15 protein-coding genes are annotated in these 12,874 nt (G+C 62.4%); 6 read left to right on the forward strand and 9 right to left on the reverse strand.

The window, feature by feature from the left end; all coding sequences use genetic code 11:
* Window positions 1-255 precede the first annotated feature (255 nt).
* Both NKJ93_RS18600 and NKJ93_RS18605 read left to right on the forward strand, forming a co-directional pair.
* Window positions 256-2,037, forward strand: a complete 1,782-nt coding sequence (locus tag NKJ93_RS18600) for a chloride channel protein (RefSeq protein WP_352590601.1) — start codon at window positions 256-258, stop codon at window positions 2,035-2,037.
* 256 nt (window positions 2,038-2,293) lie between these two features.
* A complete protein-coding gene (locus NKJ93_RS18605) occupies window positions 2,294-3,406 on the forward strand; it encodes a TauD/TfdA family dioxygenase (RefSeq protein ID WP_352590604.1) in 1,113 nt (370 codons plus the stop codon).
* Window positions 3,407-3,444: 38 nt separating this feature from the next.
* Here NKJ93_RS18605 and NKJ93_RS18610 read toward each other — a convergent pair whose 3' ends face one another.
* Entirely contained in the window at window positions 3,445-4,455 is a 1,011-nt protein-coding gene (locus tag NKJ93_RS18610) for a nucleoside recognition domain-containing protein (protein ID WP_352590607.1), read from the reverse strand.
* Between the two features lie 118 nt (window positions 4,456-4,573).
* Between NKJ93_RS18610 and NKJ93_RS18615 the strand changes: the two genes are divergently transcribed.
* Together NKJ93_RS18615 and NKJ93_RS18620 are read left to right on the forward strand one after the other, a co-directional pair.
* The gene (locus NKJ93_RS18615) at window positions 4,574-5,026 is read left to right on the forward strand and encodes an Lrp/AsnC family transcriptional regulator (protein WP_023720217.1); all 453 of its coding nucleotides are present in this window, start codon (window positions 4,574-4,576) and stop codon (window positions 5,024-5,026) included.
* 225 nt (window positions 5,027-5,251) lie between these two features.
* Window positions 5,252-5,650, forward strand: a complete 399-nt coding sequence (locus tag NKJ93_RS18620; protein WP_352590610.1) for a GFA family protein — start codon at window positions 5,252-5,254, stop codon at window positions 5,648-5,650.
* Between the two features lie 89 nt (window positions 5,651-5,739).
* Here the strand turns inward: NKJ93_RS18620 and NKJ93_RS18625 are convergent, their stop codons facing one another.
* Both NKJ93_RS18625 and NKJ93_RS18630 read right to left on the reverse strand, forming a co-directional pair.
* On the reverse strand, window positions 5,740-6,303 hold the full coding sequence (locus NKJ93_RS18625) for a GNAT family N-acetyltransferase (RefSeq protein WP_352590613.1): 564 nt from the start codon (window positions 6,301-6,303) through the stop codon (window positions 5,740-5,742).
* 206 nt (window positions 6,304-6,509) lie between these two features.
* Window positions 6,510-6,680, reverse strand: a complete 171-nt coding sequence (locus NKJ93_RS18630; protein WP_352590727.1) for a GNAT family N-acetyltransferase — start codon at window positions 6,678-6,680, stop codon at window positions 6,510-6,512.
* Here NKJ93_RS18630 and NKJ93_RS18635 point away from each other — a divergent pair.
* Window positions 6,609-6,842, forward strand: coding sequence for a hypothetical protein (locus tag NKJ93_RS18635; RefSeq protein WP_352515698.1), 234 nt, complete (start codon window positions 6,609-6,611; stop codon window positions 6,840-6,842). The genes NKJ93_RS18630 and NKJ93_RS18635 overlap by 72 nt on opposite strands.
* A gap of 33 nt (window positions 6,843-6,875) precedes the next feature.
* Here NKJ93_RS18635 and NKJ93_RS18640 read toward each other — a convergent pair whose 3' ends face one another.
* Genes NKJ93_RS18640 through NKJ93_RS18665 form a run of 6 tightly spaced genes read right to left on the reverse strand, consistent with a single transcriptional unit; the run spans window position 6,876 to window position 11,698 of the window.
* Window positions 6,876-8,057, reverse strand: a complete 1,182-nt coding sequence (locus tag NKJ93_RS18640) for an arabinose transporter (protein WP_031194356.1) — start codon at window positions 8,055-8,057, stop codon at window positions 6,876-6,878.
* A 40-nt stretch (window positions 8,058-8,097) separates the two neighbouring features.
* Window positions 8,098-8,526, reverse strand: a complete 429-nt coding sequence (locus NKJ93_RS18645; protein WP_352481972.1) for a lipocalin-like domain-containing protein — start codon at window positions 8,524-8,526, stop codon at window positions 8,098-8,100.
* 57 nt (window positions 8,527-8,583) lie between these two features.
* On the reverse strand, window positions 8,584-9,600 hold the full coding sequence (locus NKJ93_RS18650; protein ID WP_352494728.1) for a zinc-dependent alcohol dehydrogenase family protein: 1,017 nt from the start codon (window positions 9,598-9,600) through the stop codon (window positions 8,584-8,586).
* Window positions 9,601-9,625: 25 nt separating this feature from the next.
* Window positions 9,626-10,021: a (R)-mandelonitrile lyase gene (locus tag NKJ93_RS18655; RefSeq protein WP_352481974.1), complete on the reverse strand. Its 396-nt coding sequence runs from the start codon at window positions 10,019-10,021 to the stop codon at window positions 9,626-9,628.
* Window positions 10,022-10,040: 19 nt separating this feature from the next.
* Window positions 10,041-10,511, reverse strand: coding sequence for a cyclophilin-like fold protein (locus NKJ93_RS18660; RefSeq protein ID WP_352590616.1), 471 nt, complete (start codon window positions 10,509-10,511; stop codon window positions 10,041-10,043).
* Complete coding sequence (locus NKJ93_RS18665; protein ID WP_352590619.1) at window positions 10,508-11,698, reverse strand: MFS transporter; 1,191 nt, start codon at window positions 11,696-11,698, stop codon at window positions 10,508-10,510. The genes NKJ93_RS18660 and NKJ93_RS18665 overlap by 4 nt, the downstream gene beginning before the upstream one ends.
* Window positions 11,699-11,847: 149 nt before the next feature.
* Here NKJ93_RS18665 and NKJ93_RS18670 point away from each other — a divergent pair, with 149 nt between their 5' ends.
* The gene (locus NKJ93_RS18670; RefSeq protein WP_023720226.1) at window positions 11,848-12,741 is read left to right on the forward strand and encodes a LysR family transcriptional regulator; all 894 of its coding nucleotides are present in this window, start codon (window positions 11,848-11,850) and stop codon (window positions 12,739-12,741) included.
* The last annotated feature ends 133 nt before the right edge of the window (window positions 12,742-12,874 follow it).

Below are 12,874 nucleotides of genomic sequence, written 5' to 3' on the forward strand. Positions count from 1 at the left end.
TTCTCCTCGTCTGGTTGCGTTTGTCGCGCCTTGGCGCTTCGACCCGGCCGAAGCCGCTTGCCTGGTTTTACAGCCACGGTCGGCGCATATAGCTTCGGGTTGACGTTTACGTCAACGCGGTTCCCCGAGCTGAAGATGGGCTTTATTGCCGCAGCATCACGCGGGCATGACACCTTGGCGGCCGGCATTGTTGCCATGCAAAGCCGCCGGGCGTATCAGGCACCACTCCCCTTTTGATATCGGCGAGCCGCCCCGGTGCTTTCCAGAAACGAACCGCAAGTCTATGCCCGCCGACTGCGCGCGGTGCTGATCCGATCGATCCCGCTGCTCGAGGCGCGCGGCATCGCCGTCGTCATTCTGGCGGCTTTGGTCGGGGTGATAGCGGGTGCGCTGGTCACCGGCATGAGCGAACTGGTGCAGGTCCTGCATGGGCTTATGTTCGGCGTTCAGCCCGGTGGTCGGCTTTCGGCGATGTTTTCGCTGCAAAGGCCGGAGCAAGCGCTGATACCGGCGATCGGCGGCATCCTGCTCGGGCTGACGGTGATCTGGCTGAGAAAGCGGAAGTTCCGCACGCCGGTCGATCCGATCGAAGCCAACGCCCTTTACGGCGGCCGCATGTCGCTGACCGACACTTTCATCATCGCCGGGCAGACGATGATCTCGAGCGGCTTCGGCGCTTCGGTCGGGCTCGAGGCCGGCTACACGCAGGTGGGTTCCGGCCTGGCGTCGCGGCTGGCGCGCTTGTTCAGGCTGCGCCGCAACGATGTCCGCATCCTCGTCGGCTGCGGTGCGGCCGGCGCGATCGCCGCCGCCTTCGATGCGCCGCTGACCGGCGCCTTCTACGGTTTCGAGCTGGTCATCGGCATCTATTCGGTCGCCAATGTCGCGCCGGTGATGGCCGCCGCGATCTCGGCCTCGCTGACCGCCGAAATGTTCGGCGGCGTGCCGTTTCCGCTGGAGCTCGCGGGTCTGCCGGCGCTCACCGTCAGCCAGTATTTGCCGTTCATGCTGCTCGGGCTTTTGGGTGGCGGTGCTTCGATCGCCATCATGCATCTGGTGAGCCTGATCGAGCGCATCTTTGCGCGGCTGTCGATCGACGCCTCGTTGCGCCCAGCCATCGGCGGCGTGATGGTCGGGCTGCTGGGGCTGATCACGCCGCAGGTCCTGTCCAGCGGCCATGGCGCGCTGCACCGCGAATTCGCGATGAATTACGGGCTGGCCGTGGTGGCCAGCCTCTTCGTGCTGAAGCTGTCGGCGTCGGCGATCTCGCTCGGCTCCGGCTTCCGCGGCGGGCTGTTCTTTGCCTCTTTGTTCCTCGGTGCCCTGCTCGGCAAGATGTTCGCCGGCGCGATGGCGTTCGTCTCGCCGGCGACCGGCATCGACCCCGCCGTCGCCGCCGTCGTCGGCATGACCTCGCTCGCCGTCGGCGTCGTCGGTGGCCCGTTGACGATGACCTTCCTGGCGCTGGAATCGACCCGCGACCTGACGCTGACCGGCGTGGTGCTGGCCGCCTCGCTCATGGCGGCGATCCTAGTGCGAGAAACGTTTGGCTATTCCTTCTCGACATGGCGCTTTCACCTGCGCGGCGAAACCATCCGCAGCGCCCATGATGTAGGCTGGATGCGCAGCCTGACGGTCGGCTCGATGATGCGCAAGGATGTCCGCACCATCGACGCCTCAACGACGCTTGCAACATTCCGCAAGCAGGTGCCGCTCGGTGCCTCGCAGCGCGTCATCGCGGTGGATGCCGAACTGCACTATGTCGGCGTGCTGATCGTCGCCGAATTGCACAGCCATTTGTCGGATGACGAGATGCCGGTGCTGTCCTTCGCCAAATTTAGGGATGCGGTGCTGGTGCCGAGCATGAACGTGCAGTCGGCGGCCGAGACCTTCCAGCGCGCCGGCGCCGAGGAATTGGCAGTGGTCGAGGATTTCACCGACCGCAAGGTGGTCGGTTTGCTGACCGAAGGCCACCTGATGCGCCGCTATGCCGAGGAACTCGACAAGGCGCGGCGCGATCTGTCGGGCGAGGGGTAGCCGAGAGGGGATGGCGATCCCGCTGCATTTAGCTGGACACCGCCGGCGAATGACCCCTACCATCGCGGTGGCTTTGAACCAGATTTCATCTGGAGCCAGATTCCGCCTGGAGATGGCGTGCTCGAAGAACCGAACAGAAATCCTGGATCCCATCGCTATGGGAAGCCGAGCTTGTGGTGGCCACCACCGTTGGGTTGACGGCCTGCGGGCCTGATCCAAGCTGAAAATCAAATTCTGTGTTCAGAGAGACATCATCATGAATACCCTGCTTTCCGTGGAATCCCGGGAGACCGCGCTTGCCGTGACTTTCGTGTCGGGCGAAACAGTCTGCTACCCCTGGCTTTGGCTAAAGGACAATGCACCATCGGCGTTTCACCCGCAGACCGAAGAACGAACTTTCGACCTGACCAGCGTAGACCCCTCGCTCAGACCCATCAGCGTGCGGGACAGGGGCAGCGCTGTGGGCATTGTCTGGCAGAACGACCAGGCTGAGGAGGAATTCCCGAGCCAGTTCTTTGAGTCCTACCGTCCCGGCAGAAAGCGGGACGATCCGGCCGACATCGCTCCGAAACTCTGGGACGCCTCAATCAATCTTGAAACCATGCCGCGTCACGCCGCCGGGGACATCTTGCAAAGCGATGCCGATCTGCTCGCCTGGCTGAAGGCAACGGCTGCATACGGGCTCTCCATCGTCGATGGGCTTGACGATGATCCCGATGCGGGGCGGCGTTCGGCCGAGCGGATTGGTTTCCTGCGCCAGACAAATTTCGGCACGATGTTCGAAGTCGTGTCGATGCCGAACCCGAACAATCTGGCCTATACGCCGGTCGCCTTGCCGCTACACACCGATCTCGCGAACCAGGAGGTGCCGCCCGGCTACCAGTTCCTGCATTGTATCGCCAATGACGCTGAGGGCGGTGGATCGATCTTTGCCGACGGGTTTGCGGTCGTCGCCGCGCTACAGGCGGAAGATCCGGAAGCCTACCGCCTATTGTGCGAGATCGAGATCCCCTATCGTTTTCACGATGAAAACTACGATCTGCGCGGTCGGTTTCCTGTGATTGTAACGCAACGCGACGGGGAAGTGACGGAGTTGCGGTTCAACGCCCATCTTGTCGATGTCATCGACCTTCCCTCCGACCTATGCGCGCCCTTTTATGCGGCTTATCGCAAGCTGATGATGATGATCCGCGGGCCGCGTTTCCAAATAGCCTACCGCCTGAAGGCCGGCGAAATGGCGGTCTTCGACAATCGCCGGGTGTTGCATGGCCGCCAATCGTTCAACCCGAACACCGGGCCGCGACATCTGCGCGGATGCTATGTCGATCGTGGTGAGTTCCAGAGCCGGATTCGCGTCCTCTCGCGATAGTGATGCGACACACATGTCGGCTGCTGCGTAAGGACGGCTCACGTCAACGGTCCGCTAATCGCCGGCTCAGAAATCCGATTGCGCGAACTGCCTTCTTCCTTGTGGAAGAGTGTCTTGAAGAAAAGAGCGTCGGGAACCGCATTGATTACTTTTGCGATCACGGCGGTCGCGAGCACGGCAAACGCTAGGCGACCGAGAAGCACGCTCGTAGCATCGGCGCCAAGTGCGACAACGACCAACGTGTCCTCAATGAGGCTATGGGCAAAACCCATGAACACGCAGGCGAGGAATATCTGACGCGGCTCCGCGCTAGGCGTGCGCGCGTCGCGGATCAGCAGTCCTGCGCCATAGGAAATCCCGAGAAACAGGCCGACAGCGGCGAAAGGTACCGTCTGCCTTTCGATGCCGGCGAGCCGAAAGAGCGGTGCAAGCCCTCTGTTCATCCACTCCAAAATGCCCGACATCTTGAGAAGCTCGATCACCCAGCTTAGCGCAAGCAAAACGACGAGCATGATGCCCAGGGTTTTGACTGTGCCCAAGAGAAAGCCGCCCCAGTCGGTGCTTTCATTCGCCGGCATCCACGCCGGCTTCACCGGTCCTGACAGCCATCCGGTCATGGCGAATATCTGATGCAGAAGGACGGCAAAGACCAAACCCCCGCCAATACGAAGCGCCGCGGTGACCAGGAAGCTCGGCCCGGCCCTCTGAATGATCCGTTGCTCGATCGGAATGGCATGTGCAAACAGCAAAAGAGCCGAAAGAACCGTCATGTCGGCAGTGCTGAGCGCCGAAACCGGAAGCAAGGTGAATACGATCACAAGCGCGCCCCAGATCCCGACCAGCAATCCCGTCAGCCAGGCAAAGGCGAGTTCAGGCGGCAACCCCACCTGCAACATGAGCGGTGAGAAGAACGGAGAAATCGCCTGGATGACGCCAAGATCCTGCAGGAGCCGCGTGGCTATCGCAACCGGAACGATCACGCGAACCAGCTCCCAATAGATTTCAAGCGTCTCCAATGTCTTGCGATAGAAGGCGGCGCAAATTGCCATCATGCTGCTCCATCATCCCTGGAGCCATCTGGGTAACCTGAGACGCTTCGCATTTGTGGTCAAAGTTTGCGATTACGTGCAATAAAATTGCAATACATCGACGATGAGCGCGACCGAGATGGACAAGATCGACAGAAGGCTTCTCAACCTGCTCCAGGATGATGCCTCACGAACGAACGCCAAACTGGCGGGGTTAGTCGGGCTTTCCCCTTCGAGCTGCCTGCGCCGCATACGACGACTGAAGAAAAGCGGCGTCATTAGCCGCGTTGTCGCGCTTCTCGCACCGGCAAAGGCTGGCCGGGGCTTGAAGGCGATCGTCACCGTCGAACTGGAGCGTCATGGCGAGCAGTATATGCGGGACTTTCTCGAGTTGGCCGCTCAGGAACCGGCCGTCACTCAGGCCTACAGCGTGAGCGGCGAAACCGACGCCGTCCTGATGCTCCGCCTGACGGATATGGAAGAGTTCGATGCGCTATGCGAGCGACTGTTCCGAGACCGAAGCAACGTCGCGCGATACCAAACGATGTTCGTGATCCGAACGGCCAAAGAAGTGACCGCAATTCCACTGTAGTGTTCGGGTTGCGATAGACCTGCTAGGCCGTGAATTCAGCGGCCCGGCGAAGAAACTCTACGAACATTTCAATATGCCGCAAAGGCGGTAGTGAAGGAACGCGTCGCGCACGCTAGGAAATCGCTGGCGCCGAATGTCGGAATTGGGCGCCAGCTCGGCGCATGTCGTGGCGCCTCCCTCACGCCCAGGCATGAAGCTGTCCTTGTTGACTCAAGGGGAATTTGCATGCGTGGTCATTGCTTATGTGGCGCTATTGCTTTTGAAGTCGATGGCCCGGCACGGGCCTGCGTGGTCTGTCATTGTGAAAGTTGTCGGCGGCAATGTTCTGCGCCGATGACCACCTACATTGGCGTGTTGAACGGCCAATGGCGATGGCTGGGCAAGCTACCGAAGGTATTCAACTCTTCTCCCGGTGTGGAAAGAACATTTTGCGATCACTGTGGCACGCCGCTGTCCTTCCGCTCAAAGAACATGTCTGATGTCATGCATTTTTTTGCGGCAGCGATGGAGGAGCCAGAAAAATTTGCACCTACGCTGCATGTCGCCTTTGAGGAGAAGCTCCCTTGGTTGAAACTCGCCGACAACCTGCCGACCCGTTTTGGGCCTGACTATACGAAAGACTAGGATCTGCTCGCATCGAGACAACCGGTGGAAGCTGCGGACAGCACCCGGAAGCAAGATGATGACCCCGTCCGTTCAACGGCGGTCGAACATTATCGATCGCGGCTGCTCTCGACCTGCTTGAGCGGCAGCAGGTAGGCGATGATCTCCTGATCGCCGAGAGCTGGATCAAAGCCAATAATGTCGGATGCGAAAAGGTCGTGGGCGGGGCGTCTCTCGAAGCCAAGGCTCTCATACAGCTTGCATGCAGACGTCATGAACGAGGCGGTGTGAAGCGCAAGGCCGCTCGAGCCCTGCCGACGCGCTTGCAAGACGCACCATTCGCAAAGCGCGCGGCCATATCCGCGGCCCTGTGCCGAGGGAGCAACCGCGAGGGTCCTGAGGCCTGCCAGCCCGGGCGGCCAGCCCATGCCGTCAAAGGCGGCATCGGCGTAGTAGGTGACCGTCCCGACGAGGCGTCCCTCGACTTCGAGCACCGCGACGCTGGCTTTCGCCCAACGCCCCGCGACATCCCGCGCATCCTTGACGTAGGGCTCGAAGATGTGCGGTGCCAGAACGGGCCGTAACGATGCGAAGGCGTCGGAGACGAGCCCGCCAATTTCATCCAGTTCCTGACGGCTTGCCAGGCGGACGCGTGGCTTGGATGCGATCTGCATGCATGTTCTCACTGCACCAGCAATTGGACCATATGGAGGGTGTTTTGTGCCCCACCGGTTGGCTGAACTTCGCCCGGCTTCGGCTGTCGGCCGTGTCCCGCAACGCGATTCCCGGAGAGATTCGCCTGCCACAATAATCATCGGCAGCAAGATTCCAATGGACCTGAGCCGTCGAGCCGCGACGAGGAGTTAATCGGCGGAGCACCTCAAACTTTCGATAACAGTTTGCTCATGCTTATGCGCTCCTCGACCTCGTATCCGCACTTTCGGTAGAACCCAAGAACCGTCGAATTGGAAGCGACAATTTGGAGGTTGATCTTTATGCAACCAAGGCCGGCGAGCCGCCTTTCCGCTTCGTGGATGAGGGCCTCGCCGATCCCTTTTTGGCGATGGGACTGCAGGGTAGCGATGCGCGATATCTACCCTCGATGGCCGTCATACCCGGCCATGATCGATCCGACGACCTGATCGGCCTCTATCGCCACCAAAAGCAGGTTCGGCTGATGCCTCAGCTTCCCGCGAAGCGGGAGCGATCGTAGTTGCGCGACATCTCGAGCCCAGACTATCCGGCTCTATAGTGGAGCGTTACGGCGACCCAGCAGCAGAGCGATGCCCAACGCCGGAAGCGTCGCCATCGCGACGGCGAAGAAGACGAATTGCAGCCCGGCCGATGCGGCGACCAAGCCGAGCGCCGGACTGCCGAAGCCGAGCGCCACGTCGAGGAAGACGGTGTAGAGTCCCATGGCCAGGCCGCGGCTGCGTGGCGGAAGACGGCTCACGGCCTCGGCACCGAGGCCGGGATAGACCAGCGAGTAGCCAAGGCCAGTCAGGCCCGCTCCGATGGCGGCTAGAACGGGCCCGGGCGCAAGCCAGATCAGCATCAGCCCTGCAGCCTCGACAGCCACGAAGATCATGGCGACCCGTGCGCCCCCTAACCTGTCAGGCAGGTGGCCGAAGCATAGCCTTGCCACGATCAGCGACGCGGCATAGGCCGTGAAGGGAAGCCAGACCGGCTGCCAGCCCCGCTCGGCAAAGAGCAGCGCGCCGAAGGCCAGAATCGCACCATAGCCGAGACTGCTGAAAGCTGCTCCCACTCCGGGAAGCCAGACCGCTTGCGCCACGCTCCTCCATGACTGCGGCACGCTGCTCGCGGCGGCGCTGGCGCCGCGCATCGGCAGGATGGCAAGCAGCGTTGCAAGCGGCAGGACGATCGTCGCCAGTGCGATCGCGGTGAAGCCGCTCGCCGCATAAAGCGCAGATCCGATCGGCGCGCCTAGCGCGAGTGCTGCGAACATCGCCGTGCCCACCCAGGCTATGACCTTTCCGGAGTTCTGTCCGCCCGCAAGGGAGAGGCCCCAGGCGACGCCACCGGTGATGATGAAGCTCTCAGACGCGCCCAGTACCGCCCGGCCGGCGAACAGCGCTGATGCGGACGCCACCGGCCGGTCGAGCAATGTCAGTGAGCCGAGGTAAAATAGCCCCGCCACGGCAGCGGCAATGAGGCCGACGACGACGGCCCTCTTGCCGCCGCGCCCATCGGCATAGTTTCCAGCCCCAATGCGCGACAGCATCGAGGCGACGAACTGGCTGCCAGTGACCAGCCCGACCGCGAAGGGGCCGAAGCCGAGCTGCTGGTGAAGATGCAGCGGCAGGACGGGTAGCGCCAAGCCGATCAGGAGGAAGCCGGCGAAGACAGCCGCCATGATTGGCACCAGTTCCGCTATCGCGCCATTTCGGTCTGAAGTCCGCGCCATTGTGGCCACCGATAAAACTTTGACAGTCGGGCTGTTCCGATCAGTAACGTTCGTAGGTCACGCGCCAGCCTTCGGCCGGATTGTCCGGCGTCAGGACCAGTTTGTTGTCCGAGACTTCGAATTTGCGTTTCATGCTCTTCCCGACAAGGTTGCGGACCAGGGAGGACTCGATCGTGATGACGAAGGTCTTGTCCTGGTCGTCGATAGCGACCGGCCCGTAATAGGCTTCGTAGCCATTCTCTGTGTAAGGCGTGTCCGGTGCCTTGGCGTCGGGGTTCTGCGCCTGCACCGACAGGGTGCCGGCCTCGGTGAAGATGACCTGGCCGGAATATGGCACGGGCTTGAGGCTTCCCTCGGCACCGGCCTCGAGCGACCTCATGCGCCATGCGCCGATGATCGGCGACTCTTGCGAGAAAGCCGGCGTGGCGACCGAAAGCGCAAGGGCGGCAATCTTCAATCTCATCGTCATATGTCGTTGTTCCTTTTCTGATTTGTGGGTGCGGACAGGCCGTCCGCCAATCTTCGCTCACACCGAAAGCATGACCTTGATGGCGCGCCGCTCGTCCATGGCGCGGTAGCCTTCAGCGACCTCGGCCAACGGCAGCTTGAGGTCGAAGACCTTGCCGGGCTTGATCCGACCTTGCAGCACACGGCCCATAAGGTCGGGCAGGAAGCGGCGCACCGGCGCCGGGCCGCCCAGCATGCGCTTCTGGCCGAAGAACAGTTTTTGGCCGTCGAAGTTCACGCCGTGCGGCACGCCGACATAGCCGATGGTGCCGCCGGGGCGAGAGCAGGCCAGCGCCTGGTCGAAGGATTCCGCCGTGCCGACGCATTCCAGCACCGAGTCCGCGCCGACGTCCTTGGTGAGCTCTTTGATCCGGGCCACACCTTCCTCGCCGCGCTCGGCGACGATGTCGGTCGCGCCGAACTCGCGGGCGAGTTTTTGGCGGCTGGCGTGCCGGCTCATGGCGATGATGCGCTCGGCGCCCATCTCCTTGGCCGCAAGCACGCCCATCAGGCCGACCGCACCGTCGCCGACCACCACCACCGTCGATCCTTCTCGGACCTCGGCTGCGTCGGCCGCATACCAGCCGGTGCCGAGCACATCGGACACAGCCAGCAGGTCAGGGATGAGTTCGGCCGGCGGCACCTCGGCGGTGGCGACCAGTGTGCCATCCGCCAACGGCACGCGGGCGTAAGGCGCCTGCGCGCCCGACATGAACTCGCGCTGCACACAGGACGACTGGAAGCCGAAGCGGCAATGCGGGCAGGTATTGTCGGAGAGGCAGAACGAGCCGACGACGAACTGGCCGGGGCGCACCGTGCGCACCTCTGCGCCGACCTCGACGACGATGCCACAATATTCGTGGCCCATATGCATCGGGCCGTCGACCCGCTGCAGCCCGCGATAGGGCCACAGATCCGAGCCGCAGATGCAGCTTGCCGAGAGCTTGATGATGGCGTCCGTCGGCCGCATGATTTTCGGATCAGCGATCTCCTCGCAGCGGATGTCGCCCGGTTTGTGAAGAACGGTTGCGAGCATTTTGGTTCCTTTCGAGTGGAGAAGATCAAGCGCGGTAGTCGGCGTCGCTGACATGTTCCAGCCAGTCCACGACCTTGCCGTCCTTGACCTCCTGGAGAGCAATGTGGGTCATGGCAATCTGAGCCGACGCGCCGTGCCAGTGCTTTTCGCCGGGCGCGAACCAGACGACGTCGCCGGCACGGATTTCCTCGACCGGGCCAGCCTCGCGCTGCACGCGGCCCAGGCCCGAGACGACGATCAGCGTCTGGCCGAGCGGATGCGTGTGCCAAGCGGTGCGGGCGCCGGGCTCGAAGGTCACCTGTGCGCCTTGAACCCGCCCGGCATCGAAGGGATTAAAGAGCGGATCGATCCGCACCGTTCCGGTGAACCAGTCAGGTGGTCCCTTGCCGGAAGGCCTCGTGCCAGCGCGAAGAATGTCCATGGTGATCTCCTTTGTGTCCTCAAGTGCGTTCGATGCGAAGCGGGAACTCGCCGCGAATGTGCAGGGCCTGCTCGCCCTCGTCGAAGGGGCCGAGCCTGATCAGCCCGGGATGGCGATAGTCGGCGTAGAACATGGCCAGGTTACCCCAGGACGTGAAATAGCAGAGGTCGTAGGGCTGCTCGTTGGCGAACGGACCACTTCCCTTCTCTGTCAGCTTGCGCGGCAGATAGGCGATCTTCTCGTTATGCGCGTAGTCCTCGATCTTGAGATCGAGCGGCAGCATGGAAAAGAAATCCCGCGCCGACGGATTGTCGTAGAGCGTGGCGGTCATGATGCGGCCGTTGAAAATCATCCTGATCTTCATGTTGGTTGACTCATGGCTGACTGGGGCTTCGCCTTCTTGGCTGGCGGCTGCTCGAGGCAGGGCCGCCACCGCGAGCGCGGCGCCGAGCAATGTCCGGCGGTTAAGCGGCGCACGCTCGATGATCATGGCAAAGATCTCAGGGCCATATGCGATGCGGCAAGGGCGGCGAGCGCCGATCCGCAGAGCAGCACTGCACCTAGAGTGAACGCTCCCCACCAGCCGACCGTATCGAAGAGCGTGCCGCCGATCGCGGCGCCGCCGGTGATGGCGAGCTGGATGACTGCCACCTGCAGCCCGCCGCCGGCCTCTGCGTCGTTCGGCAACGTCCGGCTGAGCCACGTGCCCCAGCCAACGGGCGCGGCCGTGCCGAAGAAGCCCCAGGCAACGAGCAGCAGCGCTGTGGGAACGGGGAGGGCACCAAGGGCGATGAGCGCAGCGGCCAAGGCCGCCATGACCAGCGGGATGACGATGAGGATGCTGAACAGACGCGTGGACAAAAGCCGGCCGACGCACCATGTGCCGAGCACCCCCGCCAGCCCCATCGCCAGCAGGATCGCCGAGAGAGCAGCGATGTCGAGCCGGGTGACGCCCTCGAGGAAGGGCCGCAGATAGGTGAAGAGCGCGAACTGGCCCATGAACAGCATCATGATCGACGCCATGCCGATGGCGACGGGAAGACGGCCGAGGAGCGCCAGTGGATTGCCTGAACGCTTCCCCCGGCGCGGGGGCAGCGCCGGCAGGCTTGTCCACTGCCAGGCCAGCGCCAGAAGCCCAAACGGCACGACGAGGAAGAAAGCGCCGCGCCAGCCGACATAGGCGCCAAGAAAACTGCCCAGCGGCGCGGCGATGGTGGCCGCAATGGCATTGCCGGCGTTCAGCATGGCGAGACCCTTCGGAACCATGTCTTGCGGCACGAGGCGCATGACGATCGCGGTCGACATCGACCAGAACCCGCCGATCGCGATGCCGAGCAGCGCCCGGCCGACCATGAGGAACGCGTAGTTCGGCGCGAAGGTGACAGCCAAACCGGACACGATGAGGAGGAGGGTGAAGCCGGTCACGACCAGTCGGCGGTCGATATGGCGCGTGAGGCCGGCGACCAGCAGGCTGGTCACGACGGCGAAAACGCCCGAAATCGAGATCGCCTGTCCCGCGCGGCCCTCGGTGATGCCGAGATCGGCCGCTAGCGGCGACAGCAGGCTGACCGGCATGAATTCCGACGCGATGAGCACGAAAACACACAGCGCCATCGCCAAAACCGCGCCCCATGCGGCGCGGTCACCGACAAGCCTTGTGTCGTACGTCGTTTCCATAATTGGCATCCTTGCAGGGCGACCGGGCGGATCAGCCGCCAACGCCGTCGCGATGCCAGAAGATATTGCAGAGGAACCCATTCTATTAGACTAAGTAATTCGCATGGACTTATCTGCTCATGATATAAATATCCGACGGGAGGTACCCTATGCAGCGCGATGGCATGAAGGATCTGCTATGGTTCGTGGCGGTCGCGCGGGAACGGAGCTTCACCAAGGCGGCGGCCAAGCTCGGAACCTCGCAGTCGACCCTGAGTTCGACAATCAAGGAGCTTGAAGCTCGTCTCGGCGTCCGCCTGCTGACACGTACGACGCGGAGCGTCGCACCGACCGAGGCCGGCGAGCGACTTTTCCAATCTCTTGTTCCCCGCTTCGAGGAAATCGAAGCGGACCTCGCAAGCCTGGTGGCCTTTCGCGACAAGCCCTCCGGAACGGTCCGTATCACGCTTTCCGACCATGCGCTCCAGACGACCGTCTGGCCGAAGCTGCAGCCCTTGCTCAGCGACTATCCTGACGTGTGCGTCGAACTCTACAGCGACAACGGCATGAAGAACATTGTGGAGGAGCGCTTCGACGCAGGCGTGCGGCTTGGTGAGAGCATCGACAGGGATATGATCGCAGTGCGCATCGGGCCGGATTGGAGGCTCGTGGCCGTGGCTTCGCCGGAGTACTTTTCCCGCCATCCGGTTCCGACCGCACCGCAGGATCTGGTCGATCATGACTGCATTAATATGCGGCAGGCGACGTTCGGCGGATTATATGCCTGGGAATTCGCCAGGGATGGCCGCGACCTTCGTGTGCGCGTGGAAGGCCAGCTCACCTTCAATTCGTCCATTCCCATGATCGAGGCTGCGATAAGCGGTTTCGGGATCGCCTATGTCCCGGAAAACCTCGTCAGCCACCACATCGCCAAGGGATGCCTTAGGCTCGTGCTTGACGACTGGAGTCCGCCATTTGCGGGCTATCACCTCTACTACCCGAGCAGGCGACAGCTCTCGCCTGCGATGGCGGTGATCATTGAGGCGCTCCGCCATCGCATCTGACTCCCAAGACTGTGCCTATGAATCATGAAGCTGACATTGGTAAATGGTAGGTTCTGATCCAAGCCATTTGACTTCTACGCTGCGGGCGGCTGCTTTCGCCTCAAAGCAGACGTGTAGCTCGCTCGCCTCTATG

Source organism: Mesorhizobium sp. M0028 (assembly GCF_040323855.1).
Lineage (GTDB): Bacteria > Pseudomonadota > Alphaproteobacteria > Rhizobiales > Rhizobiaceae > Mesorhizobium.